The sequence below is a fragment of the Nocardiopsis sp. M1B1 genome (assembly GCF_052466615.1).
In genome coordinates this window covers 3,472,484-3,489,188 of sequence record NZ_CP196194.1, presented here as the reverse complement: position 1 = coordinate 3,489,188, position 16,705 = coordinate 3,472,484, and the positions used below count along the sequence as shown (strand labels likewise).

The 16,705-nt window shown below is 70.5% G+C and carries 15 protein-coding genes and 2 pseudogenes; 7 read left to right on the top strand and 10 right to left on the bottom strand.

Going from position 1 to position 16,705, the window contains the following annotated elements; all coding sequences use genetic code 11:
• Positions 1-154: 154 nt before the first annotated feature.
• Genes chrA through ACSTA4_RS15115 form a run of 5 tightly spaced genes read right to left on the bottom strand, consistent with a single transcriptional unit; the run spans position 155 to position 3,731 of the window.
• Positions 155-1,582, bottom strand: a complete 1,428-nt coding sequence (gene chrA, locus ACSTA4_RS15135; RefSeq protein ID WP_061081137.1) for a chromate efflux transporter — start codon at positions 1,580-1,582, stop codon at positions 155-157.
• A complete protein-coding gene (locus ACSTA4_RS15130) occupies positions 1,579-2,010 on the bottom strand; it encodes a chromate resistance protein ChrB domain-containing protein (RefSeq protein ID WP_061081138.1) in 432 nt (143 codons plus the stop codon). Before ACSTA4_RS15130 ends, chrA begins: the two co-directional genes overlap by 4 nt.
• Positions 2,007-2,504: a Chromate resistance protein ChrB gene (locus ACSTA4_RS15125; RefSeq protein WP_061081139.1), complete on the bottom strand. Its 498-nt coding sequence runs from the start codon at positions 2,502-2,504 to the stop codon at positions 2,007-2,009. The genes ACSTA4_RS15130 and ACSTA4_RS15125 overlap by 4 nt, the downstream gene beginning before the upstream one ends.
• Positions 2,501-2,716 (bottom strand): DUF378 domain-containing protein, encoded by a 216-nt coding sequence (locus tag ACSTA4_RS15120; RefSeq protein WP_168443873.1) that lies wholly within the window; start codon positions 2,714-2,716, stop codon positions 2,501-2,503. Before ACSTA4_RS15120 ends, ACSTA4_RS15125 begins: the two co-directional genes overlap by 4 nt.
• 49 nt (positions 2,717-2,765) lie before the next feature.
• Positions 2,766-3,731: a DUF1259 domain-containing protein gene (locus tag ACSTA4_RS15115; protein ID WP_061081141.1), complete on the bottom strand. Its 966-nt coding sequence runs from the start codon at positions 3,729-3,731 to the stop codon at positions 2,766-2,768.
• A gap of 104 nt (positions 3,732-3,835) precedes the next feature.
• Here ACSTA4_RS15115 and ACSTA4_RS15110 point away from each other — a divergent pair, with 104 nt between their 5' ends.
• Positions 3,836-4,489 (top strand): ABC transporter ATP-binding protein, encoded by a 654-nt coding sequence (locus ACSTA4_RS15110; protein WP_106247094.1) that lies wholly within the window; start codon positions 3,836-3,838, stop codon positions 4,487-4,489.
• Positions 4,486-4,605: pseudogene (locus ACSTA4_RS15105) on the top strand (hypothetical protein); the annotation flags it as partial. The gene ACSTA4_RS15110 and the pseudogene ACSTA4_RS15105, both read left to right, overlap by 4 nt.
• A 48-nt stretch (positions 4,606-4,653) precedes the next feature.
• Here ACSTA4_RS15105 and ACSTA4_RS15100 read toward each other — a convergent pair.
• From ACSTA4_RS15100 to ACSTA4_RS15085, 4 genes and pseudogenes are all read right to left on the bottom strand, one after another.
• Positions 4,654-5,439 (bottom strand): annotated as a pseudogene (locus tag ACSTA4_RS15100) (IS30 family transposase); the annotation flags it as partial.
• Positions 5,440-5,719: 280 nt separating this feature from the next.
• A complete protein-coding gene (locus tag ACSTA4_RS15095) occupies positions 5,720-6,241 on the bottom strand; it encodes a hypothetical protein (protein WP_061081143.1) in 522 nt (173 codons plus the stop codon).
• Between the two features lie 49 nt (positions 6,242-6,290).
• A complete protein-coding gene (locus tag ACSTA4_RS15090; protein WP_061081144.1) occupies positions 6,291-8,912 on the bottom strand; it encodes a DUF2309 domain-containing protein in 2,622 nt (873 codons plus the stop codon).
• Between the two features lie 140 nt (positions 8,913-9,052).
• Complete coding sequence (locus tag ACSTA4_RS15085; protein WP_061081145.1) at positions 9,053-10,624, bottom strand: proton-conducting transporter transmembrane domain-containing protein; 1,572 nt, start codon at positions 10,622-10,624, stop codon at positions 9,053-9,055.
• A 458-nt stretch (positions 10,625-11,082) separates the two neighbouring features.
• Between ACSTA4_RS15085 and ACSTA4_RS15080 the strand changes: the two genes are divergently transcribed.
• The 5 genes from ACSTA4_RS15080 to ACSTA4_RS15060 all read left to right on the top strand — a co-directional run bounded on the left by ACSTA4_RS15080 (position 11,083) and on the right by ACSTA4_RS15060 (position 15,625).
• A complete protein-coding gene (locus ACSTA4_RS15080) occupies positions 11,083-11,382 on the top strand; it encodes a winged helix-turn-helix domain-containing protein (protein ID WP_061081176.1) in 300 nt (99 codons plus the stop codon).
• Complete coding sequence (locus ACSTA4_RS15075; RefSeq protein ID WP_061081146.1) at positions 11,379-12,251, top strand: DUF6671 family protein; 873 nt, start codon at positions 11,379-11,381, stop codon at positions 12,249-12,251. The genes ACSTA4_RS15080 and ACSTA4_RS15075 overlap by 4 nt, the downstream gene beginning before the upstream one ends.
• 84 nt (positions 12,252-12,335) lie before the next feature.
• Positions 12,336-13,355: a TerC family protein gene (locus ACSTA4_RS15070; protein ID WP_061081147.1), complete on the top strand. Its 1,020-nt coding sequence runs from the start codon at positions 12,336-12,338 to the stop codon at positions 13,353-13,355.
• A 443-nt stretch (positions 13,356-13,798) separates the two neighbouring features.
• Positions 13,799-14,098 (top strand): winged helix-turn-helix domain-containing protein, encoded by a 300-nt coding sequence (locus ACSTA4_RS15065; RefSeq protein WP_061081148.1) that lies wholly within the window; start codon positions 13,799-13,801, stop codon positions 14,096-14,098.
• A 138-nt stretch (positions 14,099-14,236) separates the two neighbouring features.
• A complete protein-coding gene (locus tag ACSTA4_RS15060) occupies positions 14,237-15,625 on the top strand; it encodes a UDP-N-acetylmuramoyl-tripeptide--D-alanyl-D-alanine ligase (protein WP_061081149.1) in 1,389 nt (462 codons plus the stop codon).
• Here ACSTA4_RS15060 and ACSTA4_RS15055 read toward each other — a convergent pair.
• Positions 15,612-16,637 (bottom strand): L-threonylcarbamoyladenylate synthase, encoded by a 1,026-nt coding sequence (locus ACSTA4_RS15055; RefSeq protein ID WP_061081150.1) that lies wholly within the window; start codon positions 16,635-16,637, stop codon positions 15,612-15,614. The two genes, ACSTA4_RS15060 and ACSTA4_RS15055, sit on opposite strands and share 14 nt — an antisense overlap.
• Positions 16,638-16,705: the final 68 nt, after the last annotated feature.

Here is a 16,705-nt window from a genome sequence, read left to right as displayed (position 1 = left end):
TGCAGCATCAGGGCTGGAAGTGCGTGCCGTCATGCTCACATGTCTTTGCGGTTCGTCGCGCCTCCGGGATTTCAGGTCAGTGCGCTGACTTCCACGTGCCAGGACGTCTCTGCCGGTGCACGCGCAGCCGTCGGTGGAGTCCGTCTGGCCCGGTTCACAGCGGCAGCAGGGTGCTGGCCAGGCCCAGGGCGGCGCATACGCCCAGCACCCGCAGGATCGGCCAGCGCAGGGCGAAGGTCAGCATGAGCGCGATGAGGGTGATGACCACCGCGACCGGGCTCACCGAGGCGACCTCGGGCACGGTGATGTGCAGGGGGCCCCAGTCCCAGGTGCCTGTGGTGGTGAACAAGGTGTTGAGGGCGAAGTACAGGGCGAGGTTGGCGATGACGCCGACCACGGCGGCGGTGATACCGGTCAGCGCCGCCGAGATCGCGGTGTTGTGGCGCAGGCGTTCGACGTAGGGGGCGCCCAGCAGGATGAACAGGAAGCAGGGCACGAAGGTCACCCACGTGGTCAACAGCGCCCCCAGGGTCGCGGCGGCCCAGGGGTCCAGGGTGCCGGGGTCGCGGTAGGCGGCCAGGAACGCCACGAACTGCACGACCATGATCAGCGGGCCCGGGGTGGTCTCGGCCAGGGCCAGGCCGCGCACCATCTCTCCCGGCGCCAACCACCCGAAGGTCTGCACGGCCTGCTGGGCGATGAAGGACAGCACCGCGTAGGCGCCGCCGAAGGTCACCACCGCGGTGAGGGAGAAGAACAGGCCCTGGGTGGTGAAGATGCTCTCGGATCCCAACAGCAGGGCCACTACGGCTACCGGCGCCGCCCACAGCCCCAACCCGATGGCCAGGATCCTGGTGAAACGGCTCGCGGTGGGCCGGTCGTGGTGCAGGGCCTCGTCGGAGATCAGGGGCGCGGGCCCGTCAGCGGCGTCGCCCACGCGGGCGGGGCGGGCGAAGTCGGGGTCGCGGCGTGAGAGCAGCCAGCCGACCAGGGCGGCCAGGGCGATCACCAGTGGGAAGGGCACGGCGAACAGGGCGAGTGCGGCGAAGGCGGCCACGGCCAGGGTGATCAGGGCCGGGTGGGTGAGTGATCGTTTGGCCACCCGTAGGACGGCTTGGGCGACGATGGCCAGCACGGCCGGGGCGAGTCCGGCGAAGGTGGCGGTGACGGCGGTGGTGTCGCCGAAGGCGACGTAGATCGCCGACAGGGCGCCCAGGGCCAGGATGCCGGGCAGCACGAACAGGGTGCCGGCCGCGATGCCGCCGCGGGTGCCGTTGAGCAGCCAGCCGAGGTAGATCGCGAGCTGTTGGGCTTCGGGGCCGGGCAGCAGCATGCAGTAGTTGAGGGCGTGGTTGAAGCGCTGCTGGCCGATCCAGCGCCGCTCCTCGACCAGGGTGCGCTGCATGACGGCGATCTGCCCGGCCGGGCCGCCGAAGGTCTGCAGGGAGACCAGGAACCACACGCGCAGGGCCGTGCGGAAGGGGACCAGGTCGCCCACGGGCGCGGCGTCTCTCCGCGCTTCCCCGGCGCCGCCGGGGGCGTCGTCGGATTCGGTGGTGGGGTGGTGGGGGTCGGTGCTCATGCGGGTTCCCGTCCCAGGAGGCTCTGGCGCCGGTAGTACTCGTACAGGCCATCGAAGAGGGGACCGGTGACGGCCAGGGTGCGCTCGTCGCTACCGGTCATCGACAAACCGCGCAGGACCACGTCCAAGCCGGGGGCCTCGGGGGCGTCGTAGCGTTCGTCGTCCAGGTCGGCCTCGTGGACGACCTCGGCGATCTTCCACAGCGCCGCGTCGGTGAGGTCGTAGCGGCGCAGGATGGTCTCGAAGCTGCAGTCGCCGCCGTGGTGGCCCAACTCGACGCCGCGCATGTCGAAGGCGGTGGCCTGCTCGGGCACGTCGGCGGGGTCGGTGACGAACACGAACTCGGCCTCGGGGTCGATGCGGCGGCGGATCAGCCAGGCGCAGGCGGCTCGGTCGATGTGGATACCGGCGCGGGTGGACCACTTCATGCGCTCTCCTGTTCGGTGTGGTCTGGATGTAGGGCCTCGACGGCCTCGCGTGCGGTGCGGCGCTCGGGCGGGGGGAAGTAGTCGCGGCGGGCGATGCGGCGCAGTTGGGTACGCAGCCGGCGCATCGCCCGGAGGCGTTCGGGTTCGGGCAGGCTACGGGCGTGGGCGGCCTCGGCCCGCACGGCGCGGTATTCGGCCGCGCGGGCCTGGGCCATGGTCTGGGCCAGGTGATGTTCCTGGGCCCGGGCGGTGGGCCGGGCCAGCCACACGGTGGCCGTCCCTCCGGCCTCCACGACCTCCTCGGCGATCCAGTCCAGGTGTTCGCGGGTGCGCGCATCGGCCGGCAGCGCGACCAGGCCGTCGCTGATCTGGGCGGGGCCGAGCTGTTTGAGTTTGCGCCACACGCTGATGCGGGGGGTGGAGGGCTCGCGCGGGATCCGGTAGCTCAACAGCACCCACTCGCCCGGCCCCTGCGCGGCGGGCTCAGCGTTCATTGCCGGGCCCGTCTGCCCACACCGATCACGCGGGCGATCCAGTACAGTCCGGCTGCGGCGATGAGGATGAACACCGTGTCGTCGAGTGGGTCGGCGATGGGTTCGAGCAGGCGGTCCAGCACGTTGACGTCGGTGACGAACGCCCCCCAGGCGAACGCGCCGATCAACAGCAACACGAAAGCAACCCAGTCCAGCGCGTTTTGCGGTCGCAACGCAGGGACTCCTCTCCTGGTGTGGTCCTCGATCGATCGGAAGTGGCCGCTAGCCGGTGGGCTCGACCTGGTGCTGGTCCACCGCGTTCCTCAACGCCCTGGCGAGCGTGGCCGCGTCATCGTTGGCCCAAAAGTGCATGTAGAACAGACGCGGTTGGTCGTTGAGGGCGTGGTTGTGCAGCGCGACGATGTCGATGCCGCCCTCCCGCAGCGCCTGGATCACCCCCTGGACCTCGTCAGCGGTCATGACGAAGTCGCCGTTGACCGCCGCCTTACCCCCGCCGGTGGGCTGGAAGTTGATCACCGTGGCCACCCCCATGCCTGAGGGCAGCACGTGGTCACCGGAGGTGACCTGGCCGGTGCGGGCGAAGGAGAACTTGTACACCCCGCCCTGGGCGCGGCCCTGGGTGCCCATCGCCTCATCCACGGCCGCGGTGTCCAGATCCAGCTCCTGCGACGGCCCGTCCTGGGCCTCGCGCGGGGTGGCGGTGGCCTCCAACGCCTCGTCGACCCCTTGTGCGAGCGCGGCCGCGTCCTGGCCGTGGGCGTGGAAGTGGGTCCACCACACCGCGGGCTCGTGGTCGAGCAGGTGCTGGTGCACCGCGGTCTGGTCGATGCCGTTGTCCTGCAGGGCGTCGGTGACCCCGGGCAGCTCCTCCTCGGTGACCACCAGATCGCCCATCATCATCGTCGTGCCGTCCTCATAGCGGGTGAAGGCCGCGTAGGAGCCCAGGGCGAACCCCGCTCCGATCTGCACCCCCCGGGAGGTCACGTCCAGGTCGGAGCGGGGAAAGCCCACCCGGTAGACCGTGTCATCGGAGAGCTGTCCCTCCCGTCCCAGCGCGTCGGCCACCTGCGCCCAGTCCTGGGCCTGTGTGGTGGCCGGCTCGACCAGGGCCTCGGACGATTGCTGGTCCTGCTGTTGCTGGTCCGCCTGGCCCGCCGAGCAGGCACTCAGCACAACCACCAACCCCAGCGCCAGGGCCGCCTTCGACCTGCTGTGGTGCGTGATCACATCCACTCCTTCCCCCGTACCTCCACCGAACATGTAACCATGGTTTCATAACTATCCGTATGTGGGGTGTAGGAAACAGGGAGTGTGCGGGCGTGGTGTTCTCCATGACCGGTGTCGGATTCGACCAGCAGGGGGCTCCCCTCCTCGACGGGATCGACGCCGAGGTCGGCCAGGGGCGCCTGACCATCGTCACCGGCCCCAGCGGCGCCGGGAAGACCACACTGCTGCGCCTGCTCAACCGTCTGGCGGAGCCCACCCGCGGGCACCTCGCCTTCCACGGCCGCCCGCTGGCCGAGACCGACGTGCTCGCCCCGCGCCGCCGTGTGGTGCTGGTCGCCCAGCACCCGGTACTGCTCACCGACAGCGTCGCCGCCGAACTGCGCGTCGGGCGCCCCGACCTCGGCCAGGCGGCTGCCGCCGATCTTCTGGGTCGCCTCGGCCTGCCGACCGGTCTTCTCCACCGCCCCACCGCGGGCCTGTCCGGAGGCCAGGCCCAGCGCCTGTGCCTGGCGCGTGCCCTGGCCCTGCAGCCCGAGGTGCTGCTGTTGGACGAACCCACCAGCGCGCTGGACGGGGCCGCCGCCCGGGTCGTGCCCGAGGTGGCCCGCACCCTCACGGCTGCCGGAACCAGTGTGCTCGCCGCCACCCACGGCCGCTCCTGGATCCGCGCCGCCGACGCCGTACTCGTCCTCGACCACGGCCGCCTGGCCGCACACGGGCCACCCCAGAGCCTGGACTACCTGATGGAGGGACCATGACCGCGGCACCGTCATGGGGCGTGGTCGCGCTGTGCACCGTCTTCGTCGCGCTGGCCCTGGCACTGGCCCATGCCCAGCGTCTGGCCCTGAGCCGGGATCTGCTGTGGGCGGCGGTCCGCGCCGCGTTGCAACTGGCCGCTGTCGGCGCGGTGCTGGGTGTGCTGTTCGCCGTGGCCGGGCACCGCCCGGTCGGCGGCCTCGGCCGGGCGCTCGCTGATCATCACCATGTTCTTGGACATGCGGGGCTGGCGGGTGCAAGCGGAGCGGCGGGGCCGGCGCATGGTGCGTCCGGTGCGCAGCAGCTTGGCCAGGTCGCGGCGCAGCTGGCCGCGGCCCTGGACGTAGAGGGCCTGGTAGATCGTCTCGTGGCCCACGCGCATCTCCTGGTCGTCGGGGAAGTCCCGGCGGAGCAGGTGAACGATCTGCTCGGGGCTCCAGCGCTGATCCAGGCGCTGTTGGACATACTCGCGCAGCCGCGAGTTGGCGTCGAGCTTGCGGGTCTTGGGTCGCTTCCTGCGCTCGTCCGTGCGGACCTGGGCGGCGTAGGGGCCGTACCGGTGTTTCTTGATGGAGGCGTAGTAGGAGCGGTTGCGGCGGACCTCGCGGCTGATCGTGGACGAGGCCCGGTCCAGCTCGGCGGCGATCGAGCGGATCGAGGACCGCAGACGCAACATGTCGGCGATCTGCGTCCGCTCCTGCTGGCTCAGGAAACGCGAAGAGCCCGGAGAGGCCCCGGGGCCCCTGAGGGGTGCCACGGGCCTCTCCAGGCTCTTGTGCGCTCTGCGACCGTTGCGCCAGACCTTGCCGGTACGCCGGTTGATGCCGACGATCCGGCAGGCCTCTCTGCTGCTGTAGCCCTGGTCCGTGAGCCGGAAGTATTCCTCCCGCTCACGGACGAGCTTCTTGCGCCCCTGCGGTATCCGGCGTTCTTTGCGGATCTCGTCGTCCATCGCACCCCTTCAGAGATGGGGTGTTGCAACGACCACTAGAACTCAAGGGCCAGCTAGGGGGCGTTTCTCTAGGCGGTGACGTTCCCTCAGGCCAGCGGGACGTGGACTGAAGGTCAAGGACCTGTGAAGCTGGCCGCGGTGGCCTGAGGGCCTCACGGCGTGTCACCGCTCCGGCTTGACAACTCCATCGGGAATCTCCTCGACTCGTGATCGATGACCGGGACGGGCACCCCGGTCGCCTGCCCTGATGCGCTGGGTGATGCGGTGCACGGAAAGGCGATCACCCTTCCGTGGTCTTCAGCGGCCCGACGATTCCTCGTTCTCGGTCATCGACGTACCAGTGCTCGGTGATCAGCCGCGGATACCGGGCCTGTAGCGCCGCCATGCTCGTCTCCACGGCATCGTCCTCGGCGAATACGGGAACGAACGCCTCCGGAACGGCCGGTTCGGGCGCTGCGTCCGCCACCAGGGCATCGAGGATCCGGTTGCGCAGCTCGAACGGGTCCTGTGTTTCCCGCAGGGCGGGCCCGTCCGTCCAGCACAGGGTCCAGATGCCCGCCAGCGAGAACGACCTCTCGATCCCCACCGCTTCAGAGGGCGGTTGAGTGGGGGTGACGTCAGCGGCGCCAGGGAGCAGGACGGGCAGCCCGGCTTCGAGCTCGGGGCGGATCCACAGTCCGAGCAGCCGGTTCGATCCCGGTTCATCCCCGAACTGCCGTCGATGGTTGACCAGATAGTCGCTCACGTTCTCGACCGCGGACCTGACGTCGTCCACGCTTCGAACCAACAGGAGCATGTTCATCGGGTACTTCCCTTTCCTGGAGTGAAGTGGCGCTGCACGTGCCCGGTCGTCATGTGCTCAGCGGTGCGGACGGACAGCTGCCCTCGGGGGTGACCGTGGCCGGAAGCCAGGGCCGCCAACCGGTGGAGGTGTAACGGAGCCAGGGTTCATCGGGGCGCTCGCGTGCGGCGAGACCGACCCAGTCGTGGTCGAACATGTGGCGCAGCACGGTGTGACGCGCAATGAGGGTGTCCAACCGCTGCAAGGGTGCCTGCACGATGGCGAGCAGGCGTTGCGGTTCGTGCCTGGTGTGGTGGCCGTCGGTGAGGGACTGCCAGGGCAGGCCGGACCGAAGGTCGCCGGTGTGACCGGTCATGACACCGAGGCCACCGCCGACGACATTGTGGAGGGCCTTGCTGCCGGCGCCGAAGGCCTGGGGGTCGGTGGCGGCGAAGTAGTACTGGCTGTTGATCCAGTGCGCGACGACGAGCGGCGCCGTGAGTATGGTCTCCAGGACGGTGCCGGCCGGGTCGAGGTCGGGGTCGTAGTCGTGGAGGAACAGACGGCCGTGCAGGTCGATGCCCCGGGTGAGGGCGCGGGGTGCGATGAGGAAGGCCGCGTTGTCGGCCAGACCCCATTCGGGGAAGACCTGGGCCCAGTCACGGGCGCGTGTGCGGGTGTGGCGCGCCGCGTGCCGTGGGCGGGGCCGGGAAGGTGCGCCCGGTAGGGTGGCGCAGCGCTCGGCGGCCAGGTGTGCGCCGGCCGTGCGAAGATCGGCGGTGAGCCGGTCGACGTCCCGGCGGTGGGTGTCGGGCAGGAGGTGGGTGTCCAACAGGCGCACGGTGTCGGTGGTGGTGTCGTGTTCGGCCGGAACGAACCGGGTGTCGTCGGGAATGCCGATGCCGCGTTCGGCGAGATGTCGGCGAACCTGCGGATCGTTGAGCAGGGCGGCGGCGGCGCGGGCGTTGGGACCGCCGGGGTGCCCCCCGCATGCACCGCAGTCCAGCGCGGCCTGGTAGGGGTTGTTGTCGGTGTGGGCACGGTGCCCACAGAATACGACGAGGCGTGCGAACCCCTGGGTCAAACCCATCAACGTGAGAATGCCTTCGGCGGTCGCGGTGCGCTCCTCGGAGGTGAAGGCGTCCTCGAGGGAGATCTCGGTCGCAGGGTCGGGGGTGATACGGCGGGTCCACCACGCGCGGGCGGCGCCGACGGCACCGGGAGCGAAGGTCTTGGCCGCGGCCAACGGGCCCAGGAGCCAACCGGCCGATTCGGCGAGCACGAACGGCGCCACCAGGTCGTCCTTGGCGGCGTGCAGGGAGTGGTCGGCCGCGGCCAGTACCCGGCGGCCGGTCAGCGACCGTTCGGCCGCGCGCCGTCGACCCTCGCTGGGGCGTTCGGTGACGGTGTGCCGGGGCGTGATCGGGCCCGGGCACTGGGCACGAGCGGTTCCTCCGGCGAGGTCGCGGTAGCGCATGGCGACGGCGAAGAATCCGGCGAAGCCCAGGGTCTGGTAGTCACCGAGCGCTTCCAGGTGGCGGCGCAGTCCCTCGGAACGGGGATCGATGCAGCACACCACCTGTGCCCGCGGAGGGGCGTCGGTCCACTCGGGCACCGAGCGGCTCAGGGTGCGCAGCAGTCGGCTCCGGTAGTGGTCTTCGTAGGCGTCCAGCCAGACGAGGGCTCGTTGCTCCACCGGGAGTCGGTCGAGGAACCGCGCCAATTCGGTGCGCTGTGCCGCGTCGGTGTCGGTGATCTCCAGGGCCGCCAGAAGGTGGCGGGCCCGATCGTCGGGTTCGGTGGTGGCCTGCCCGGTGTCGAGCAGGTCGGCGGAGGCCGAGTTCCACGCCGTACCGTGGGTATGGGTCTCGGTGAGCGCGGCGGCTTCGGTGGTCAACCGCAGGGCGAGGTAGGCGACCAGGTCGATACCACTGCCCTGCAGTTCGCCCCGCCAGCGGATGTGGGCGGCGAATCCGGGAAGGCATGCCAGATGGGCCTGGAGATAGCGGGTGCGCTGGTCGTCCGGGACACCGAGGGCGGCCAGAGCCTCCGCAACGGCCTGCTCGGCCCGTTCGGGCAGGTCCCGAAGACGTGTACGCACGCGCCGCGGCAGGGTCGTGTCGTGTGCGGCCAGAGCCCGCCACGCGTGGTAGAAGCCTCGGTCGCGGCCGGGCATCCGCCAGGTGGACTGGCCCTCGTCCAAATAGGCCGAGCACCACTGGATCGTGTGGGTGTCGAGGAGGGCGGCCATGTCCGGGGCCAGCGCTTCAGTCGCTGTGCGTGCCTGGCGGATCGGCGGGGGGTTGGTGATGCCCTGGTGCAGATCGGCCGACAGGAGTTCGACCGGGTCGTAGGGCCGGCCGCCGAGGGTGAGCGGTCGGCATCGCAGCACCTCGGGGTGGCGGCGGATCAGCGCGGCACGCACGTCGTCGTCGGTGATCCGCCCGTGCCGCCAGGCCGCCCGCAGCCAGCTCTCGTCCGGGGTGACCCGCGCTCCGAGCAGGTCCGCGGCGGTGATGGCCGCGTCCGCGAACGGGCGGTCCACCAGGCCGGACAGTGGGTTGACCGCGATGAAGTCGGCGAGCGGCCAGGTCGGCGCCAAGAACGCGGCGGCATCGGCGATCACGGCACGCACGGCGGCCGCCGAGGTGGCGGTCTCGGGAGCGGCCTTGGTGATGGGTCCGATGGTCATGGGTTGCGACTCCTCCTGCTGTGATGACGGTGGCGGAACGCGCGACCGCGTGAAGCCCTGGGTCCGCGCTTCCGGGAGGCCCGGGTGGCTCCGGTCAGAGCGCCGGACGCCGTCCGGCGGTCCCGTCGAGGGGCCGGCGATCACGCCCCGGCTCCCTCAGGTAGGGGCACCGGCCGTGGGTGCGGTGCGGGCACCGCACGTGACGGGAGACCCGGAGTGGTGTGCGTGCGCTGCTGTCCGGCGGACAACGCCAACACGTAGAGGCGGTCGCGCCAGCGGCCGAGACCGAGTGCGGATGCCCGGTGGACCAACAGCGCTCCGATCACCGGCACCGCCACCACGATCGCCGGCAACCAGGCCGGAACTGCGGCGGTGGCGGCAACGGGCACGCTCGGGGCCAGGAACTCCGTAACCACGGCCACCACGCCCAGGTAGCCGATCACCGCACCCGGCAGCACGACCACCACGGTGGCCAGCGCCCCCACGGTCGGGTGGCGCCGCAGCCATCCCCACGCCAGCCGTGCGGCGGTGGCCGCGGCGAAGATCAGTAGCGCCGAGCCTCCGGCGTGCGGAGGCAGCCACCAGATCGCGACGGCCACGGCCGCAACCGCGACGGCTCCGGCGAGGACGGCCACCTGCGCCGAACGCGCGGGGGTCGACCGGGGCGCGGGCGGAGCCAGGATGCGGTGGGTGTGGCGCTGCACCGCCGACCCCGAGCCCAGGAACAAGGTGGCTTTGAACAGTCCGTGCGCCACCAGGTGCACCACCGCCGCCGCGTAGAGGCCGAGCGCGCAGGTCATGAGCATGAACCCCATCTGCCCGATCGTGGAGTGCACCAGCGAGCCCTTGACGTCGGGGCGGGTCAGCATGATCGCCGTGGCGGCCACAGCGCTGACGGCGCCGATGGCGAACGCCAGGTGTGTCGCCGCCGGGGCTGCACCGAAGATCGGCGACAGCTTCACCAGGAGCACTCCGCCCGCGTTGACCACGCCGGCGTGCAGCAGCGCCGAGACCGGGGTCGGCGCCGCCAAAGTCGCCGACAGCCACCGGTGCCAAGGCAACTGCGCACACCGTGCGGCTGCGGCGATCACCAGCGAGCAGGCCACCGCCGTGCCCACCGCGCCGCCGAAGGCTACGCCGTTCTGGTCGCGCAAGTCGAGATCGCCCCAGGCGGCGACCGCGAGAACCACCCCGGACCACAATGCGACGTCTCCGATGATGACCACACGTGCGGTACGGCGGGAGGCGTCGATGGCCGAAGGGGCGGGTCGGTACATCCCCACGAGTCGCCACAGGGCGACACCGGTCAGCGACCACGCCACCGCCAGGGTGACCATCGTGACCGCGGCCACCATCACCGCGGTCGCGGCGGTCAGCGCCCCGGCCGTGATGGCGAACCCGGCCGCGGCCGGGTCGCCGCGCAGGTAGCGCAGGGCGAACACCTGGACCACCGCGCTGATCGCGCACACCAACAACAGCACGATCGCCTCGAGGCGGTCGGCCGCCAACCCGGTCCAGACGTGCCCGTCCGGAGCGGCCAACACCATCGCCACCGGTCCGCCGAGGGCCACCGTCACGGCCAGAGCCCCGGCCAGTGCGGTCGTCGACAGTGCCGCGCCCGCGCCCAGCGCGGGTGCCAGGGGTCGCAGGCTCCGGATCGATCCGGTCATCGCCGCGACGGCGGGAAGGGCCGCCAAGGCCACCAGCATCATCCCCGTCACGCGGCCGCACCTTCCGTCTCAGCGCCCTTCGCGGCGCGACCCGAGACCGGGGTCGCGGTGACGTCGGCGGCGATGGTTTCCGAGGGATGTGCGGGCAGGGCACGTCCGTGGAAACCACTGATCCGCACCCGTGCCGACTCACCGCGGGTCACGCGGCGGAGCGGCCGTCCCCGTCCCGCTCCGGGGGCACCGATGGAGCCCGGCGAGCCGGTGTTGATCGTCGCGTCCGGTGACGGGGACCACCGGTGCATCCGACCCCGCGAAGCCTCGTCGGCCGTCGGCTGACCAACGGTCGGCACACGCGCCATCTCGATGCCACCCATGACACTCACCTCCCAAGCACGTCACTGATAACGCGTGTTAGTATACACGACATGGATCGTACGACATCAATAGCGCGTAATGAAAATCGTGCTATCAGTCACCTGCCACGGGGTGCCATGGTGGATATGCAGGAGTGGACGTTTCTCACCAACCACGCCCACGTACTGCTGTGCGTGGTGCGGGATCCCCAGGCCCGGTTGCGGGATGTCGCCGAGCAGGTCGGCATCACCGAACGGGCCGCACAGCGCATCGTGGCGGACCTCGTCGAAGCCGGGTACCTGGAACGAGAGCGCGAAGGGCGCCGCAACCGGTACCGGATGCACCCCGAGTTGCCGCTGCGCCATCCGATGGACCGCGACACCGCCATCGGAGAACTCCTGGCCGTGCTCATCGGCACCCGCAACGGCCCTGACGAGGCCCTGTGACCACCACCGCCCACCCCTACGCGGACGCACGCGTCGCACTGGCCACCAGACACGCCAAGGAGAGGGTCCTGGGCCCGGCCTTGGCCCGCATCCCGGGTCTGCGCCTGGTCCTCGCCGACGACGTCGACACCGACGAGCTGGGCACTTTCACCGGTGAGGTCCCACGCGCGGCATCGCCGTCCGTGACCGCCGTGCGCAAGGCACGCCTCGGTCTACGGTCGACCGGCCTCGGGCTCGCCGTGGCCAGCGAAGGCTCCTTCGGTCCGCATCCCATGGCTCCGATGCTCAGTGCCGGCGACGAGATCCTCGCCTTCCTCGACACCACCCGGGACCTGTGCATCGTGGAGCGCCGCCTGGGCCTCACGAACTTCGCCCACACCACCGCCCGACGCCTCGATGAGACCACCGAGGCGTTCTTGGGCCGAACCGGTTTCGGCCCCCACGCGATGATCGTGCGCCCCCACACCCCAATCGATCCGCAGGACCCCGGCCCTATCAGCAAAGGCATCCGGACCCGCGCCGAACTGGCCGCCGCGATCAACGAGTGCGCCCTACGGTCGGCGGACGGCCTGGCCCGGCTGGAGACCGACATGCGCGCCCACCTCAATCCCACGCGCATGCGCGAGATCGGCCTGCTCGCCGACCGGCTCACCGACCGCCTCGCCACGCTGTGCCCCGCCTGCGGCACCCCCGGATACGGCCAGGTCGACCGAGAACCCGGCCTTCCGTGCGACAGTTGCTCTGAGCCCACATCACAGACCCTCGCCGTCATCCACGGATGCCAGCGGTGTCCTCATCGCAGCAGCCACCCCAGAGACGACGGTCGGGTCAGCACCGACCCCACGTTCTGCGACGGGTGCAATCCGTGATCGAACCCCGCGGTCCGACATCACCGACGCGACCGTCGGCAGGGCCCACCGGCGCAGACCAGACCCCAGCACGAAAGGACTGACGTGCTCGACATCGGCCTTACCACGTGGATCGTCACGATCGCCGTCATCGTGGCCCTGCTCGCCGCAGACCTGACCATCGCCGCGCTGAAACCGCACCGCGTCGGGTTCCGGGAGGCGACCGCGTGGTCGGTCTTCTACATCGCGGTGGCCCTGATCTTCGGCGTGTGGTTCACCCTGGCTCACGGCGGTGAGCTCGGCACCGAGTACTTCGTCGGCTACCTGGTGGAGAAGAGCCTGTCCGTCGACAACCTCTTCGTCTTCGTCATCATCATCACCACCTTCGCGGTACCGGTCGAGCATCAGCACAAGGTGCTGACGTTCGGCATCGTGCTCGCCCTGGCCATGCGGGCGGTGTTCATCGCACTCGGAGCCGCGCTGTTGGCACTGTTCTCCTTCATGTTCCTCGTGTTCGGCCTGCTGTTGATCTACACGGCGATCCAGTTGTTCCGGCACCGCAACGAGGACCCCGCGATCGAGGACAACTCCGTGGTGCGTCTGGCCCGGCGGGTCCTGCCGGTCACCGACGGGTTCGTCGGTGGCAGGATCTTCACCCGGGTCGACGGCCGCCGTGTGGTCACGCCGATGCTCATCGTGCTGATCGCGATCGGCACCGTCGACCTGCTGTTCGCCGTGGACTCGATCCCGGCGATCTTCGGGATCACCCAGGAGCCCTACATCGTGTTCACCGCGAACGCGTTCGCCCTGCTCGGGCTGCGCGCACTGTTCTTCCTGGTGAAGGGCTTGCTCGACCGGCTGGTGTACCTCTCGACCGGGCTGGCGCTCATCCTGATGTTCATCGGCGCGAAGCTGCTTCTGCACTGGGCCCACGTGGACCTGGACGAACGGGTCCCGGAGATCCCGACGCTGGCGAGCCTGGTGGTGATCATCGTGATCCTGGTCGTGGTCACCGTGGCGAGCCTGGCCAAGACCCGCCGCGACCCTACGGCCAAGGCCCACGCGGGCTCACTTCGCGCGCACGACGCCGAGGCCGGGCGCGAGGACACCACCGAAGAGCCGTGAGCCGGGCCGAGCGTCAAAGAACATCCATCGCCGGCCAAGGCCTGCCGCCGGCGCGGTCACGAGCCCGAGCCGGCGCGGACGACACCACGAGTCCGGCGTCGTGGGGCGCGAATTCCAGGGCATCCAACACGGGCGGCGACGCCACCGACGTCTCGACCTCGACCCCGGGTTCCTGAAGGGCGACCGACGACGGGCCTCCGCCAGTGCGGTCTTCGCACGTTCCCGAAGAACAGCCGAAGATGGCACGACGTCCGGTTCACCGAAGGAGCGGATGGTGCGCGGCACATGCGAGGCGTTCATCAGGCGCAGATTCGAGCGACGCGAACGGACCTCCGCGGCGGCCCAGCCGAGGGCGACCACAGAGCCGGACGAGTTATACGACATGAAATACGCGTGCCGAAAAACGCGATACGCACTACGGGAAGGTGGGGTAAGGTACTGGCATGCAGGAGTGGACGTTTCTCACCAACCACGCCCACGTACTGCTGTGCGTGGTGCGGGATCCCCAGGCCCGGTTGCGGGATGTCGCCGAGCAGGTGGGCATCACCGAGCGGGCCGCACAGCGCATCGTGGCGGATCTCGTCGAAGCCGGGTACCTGGAACGAGAGCGCGAGGGGCGCCGCAACCGGTACCGGATGCACGCGGAGTTGCCGCTGCGCCATCCGATGGACCGCGACACCGCCATCGGAGAACTCCTGGCCGTGCTCATCGGCACCCGCATCGACCCTGACCAGGTGGCGTGACCGCCACCGCCCACCCCTGTACGGACGCACGCGTCGCACTGGCCACCGGACACGCCGAACAGCGGACCCCGGGCCTGGTCCTCGCCGACGACGTCGACACCGACGGGCAAGAGCCTTCGCGCGCAGGAGTCCAACCACGTGATACCTCTGACCGCAACCGCCATCGCCGAGGCCACTGGAGGTCGCCTGACCGCCGGCACCGACCCCCTCCTGTGGGTCACGGCACCCGCAAGCATCGACTCACGCCGGGTCCACCCCGGCGGCCTGTTCGCCGCGCTCTCCGGCCGGCACACCGACGGGCACGACCACGCCCCGGCCGCCATCGCCGCGGGCGCGGCGCTGGTGCTCGCCTCACGGCCGGTGGCCGCCCCGGCCGTCCAGGTCGCCGATGTCACCGTCGCGCTCGGCGCGCTGGCCCGCCACGTGGCGGGCCACCTGTCGGCGACCGTCATCGGCATCACCGGATCGAACGGCAAGACCAGCACCAAGGATCTCGCCGCCCAGGTGCTGGCGCACCACGGACCCGTCACCGCCACCGGCGGTTCGTACAACAACGAACTCGGCTTCCCCCTCACGATCCTGCACGCCACCCCCGACACGCGCTACCTCGTCCTGGAGATGGGTGCCCGGGGCCGCGGGCACCTCGGCTACCTGTGCGACCTGGTCACGCCCCATGTAGGCCTGGTGCTCAACGTCGGCACCGCCCACATCGGCCAGTACCCCGACGGACAGGCCGGGATCGCCGTGGCCAAGAGCGAACTGGTCGCCGGACTCCCCGACGCCGACCACGGCGGCCTCGCCGTCCTCAACGCCGACGATCCGCTCGTCTCAGCCATGGCGGACCGCACCCGTGCCCGCCCTCTGTGGTGGAGCCACCACCCCCATCCGACGCGCGTGCACGCCCGCGACGTGCGCCTCACCCAGGACGGTCGCGCGGGATTCACCCTGTGCACCCCCGAGGGCACCGCGCCCGTCACGCTCTCGCTCACCGGTCGGCATCACATCGGCAACGCACTCGCCGTCGCGGCGACCGCTCATGGCCTGGGTCTGGACACCGCGATGATCGCCCAGGCGCTGACCGAGGCACGGCCCAGGTCCGCCGGACGTATGCAGACCATCGTCCGGGATGACGGTATTACCCTCATCCACGACGCGTACAACGCGAATCCGGACTCGATGTCGGCCGCTCTCACCGCGCTGACCTCGGTGACCGCGCGTCGCCGCATCGCGGTCCTGGGAGAGATGGCCGAGCTCGGAGAGCACGCCGCTCAAGCCCATCGCCACCTGGGCGTGCTCGCCGCACAGGCCGCTCTCGACCTCCTGGTCGTGGTCGGCGATGACCACGCCGCCCTGATCGCCGACGCCGCCCGCGCCGCATGCGACCACCTCGACATCGTCTCCGTCCGTGACGCACGGCAGGCCCACGACGTCCTCCACCGCGGCCTTCACCCCGGCGACCTCGTCTTGATCAAGGCCTCCCGGGCCGCCCGCCTCGAAGACCTCGTCGCCGCCCTCAACGACCGCTGAACCGGCCGGAGCCACGACTCGCCTGATCGCGGGGCCCGGCCGCCCGGCCGAGCCGGTCCGCGATCGCCGATCCGATCCCCTCCAGGGCGGGAAGTGATGCCACGATGACCTCGCATCCGTGCCGGTCGAAGTCATGGAGGAACCCATAGAGCCGCTGCGCGTACTGTGCGGCCGAGTCCGGTACCGCGATCACGTGCTGCGCGGAAGACGACACGGCATCACCCGCGAACTCGGGGGGAAGAAGGACACCGACCCGTTGCCCTTGCGCCGCCAGCAGTTCGGCTTCGTCGAGGACCCGGTCCGGTTCGACCAGGAGCACCCGGGCCCGCGGCGCGTAGTGCGACGGGAACTGGCCTGGAACCCGGACAGCGCTCTTGGCCCGCACCGACACGGCACGGCCCAGTACGTGCTCGAGGTCCTCTCGACTCACACCACCGGGGCGCAGGATCGCCGGCTCACCCGTGAGATCGACGATGGCGGACTCGACGCCGACCGAGCACGGGCCACCGTCGAGCACATAGTCGACGTCCGCGCCCAATCCCGCATGGACATGACGGGTCGTCGTAGGGCTGACCTCGCCGAAGCGGTTGGCCGAGGGCGCCGCCACCCCGCCGCCGAAAGCCGTCAGCATCTTCAAGGCGACCGGATGGTTCGGCACCCGCAGCGCGATGGTGTCGAGGCCACCGGTGACCACACGGGGAACACGGGCCGCCCGCCGAAGCACCAGCGTCAGCGGGCCCGGCCAGAAGCGTTCGGCGATGAGGTGCGCCGTGTCGGGCACGTCGGCCGCCCATTCAGCGAGCTGGTGCGCGCCGCCGAGGTGCACGATCAGCGGATGCGTCGTCGGCCGCCCCTTCACCGTGAAGACACGTTCCACGGCGCCGACATTCTCGGCATCGGCGCCGAGCCCGTACACCGTCTCGGTGGGGAACGCGACCAGACCGCCCGCACCCAAGGTGCGAGCGGCGCACTCGATGCGGTCGAGTACGAGTTCGGGTTGGTCCGAAATCACCGTTCACCCCTCGTAACAACAATCTGACACACCGACATTCAGCGTGATCGGTTACCGTGCTGTATGCC

What these genes read in the sequence shown, in the direction of transcription:
- chrA (WP_061081137.1), bottom strand. Translation starts at nt 1,582, where the DNA reads ATGAGCACCGACCCCCACCACCCCACCACCGAATCCGACGACGCCCCC.
- ACSTA4_RS15130 (WP_061081138.1), bottom strand. Translation starts at nt 2,010, where the DNA reads ATGAAGTGGTCCACCCGCGCCGGTATCCACATCGACCGAGCCGCCTGC.
- ACSTA4_RS15125 (WP_061081139.1), bottom strand. Translation starts at nt 2,504, where the DNA reads ATGAACGCTGAGCCCGCCGCGCAGGGGCCGGGCGAGTGGGTGCTGTTG.
- ACSTA4_RS15110 (WP_106247094.1), top strand. Translation starts at nt 3,836, where the DNA reads ATGACCGGTGTCGGATTCGACCAGCAGGGGGCTCCCCTCCTCGACGGG.
- ACSTA4_RS15095 (WP_061081143.1), bottom strand. Translation starts at nt 6,241, where the DNA reads ATGAACATGCTCCTGTTGGTTCGAAGCGTGGACGACGTCAGGTCCGCG.
- ACSTA4_RS15090 (WP_061081144.1), bottom strand. Translation starts at nt 8,912, where the DNA reads ATGACCATCGGACCCATCACCAAGGCCGCTCCCGAGACCGCCACCTCG.
- ACSTA4_RS15085 (WP_061081145.1), bottom strand. Translation starts at nt 10,624, where the DNA reads ATGATGCTGGTGGCCTTGGCGGCCCTTCCCGCCGTCGCGGCGATGACC.
- ACSTA4_RS15080 (WP_061081176.1), top strand. Translation starts at nt 11,083, where the DNA reads ATGCAGGAGTGGACGTTTCTCACCAACCACGCCCACGTACTGCTGTGC.
- ACSTA4_RS15065 (WP_061081148.1), top strand. Translation starts at nt 13,799, where the DNA reads ATGCAGGAGTGGACGTTTCTCACCAACCACGCCCACGTACTGCTGTGC.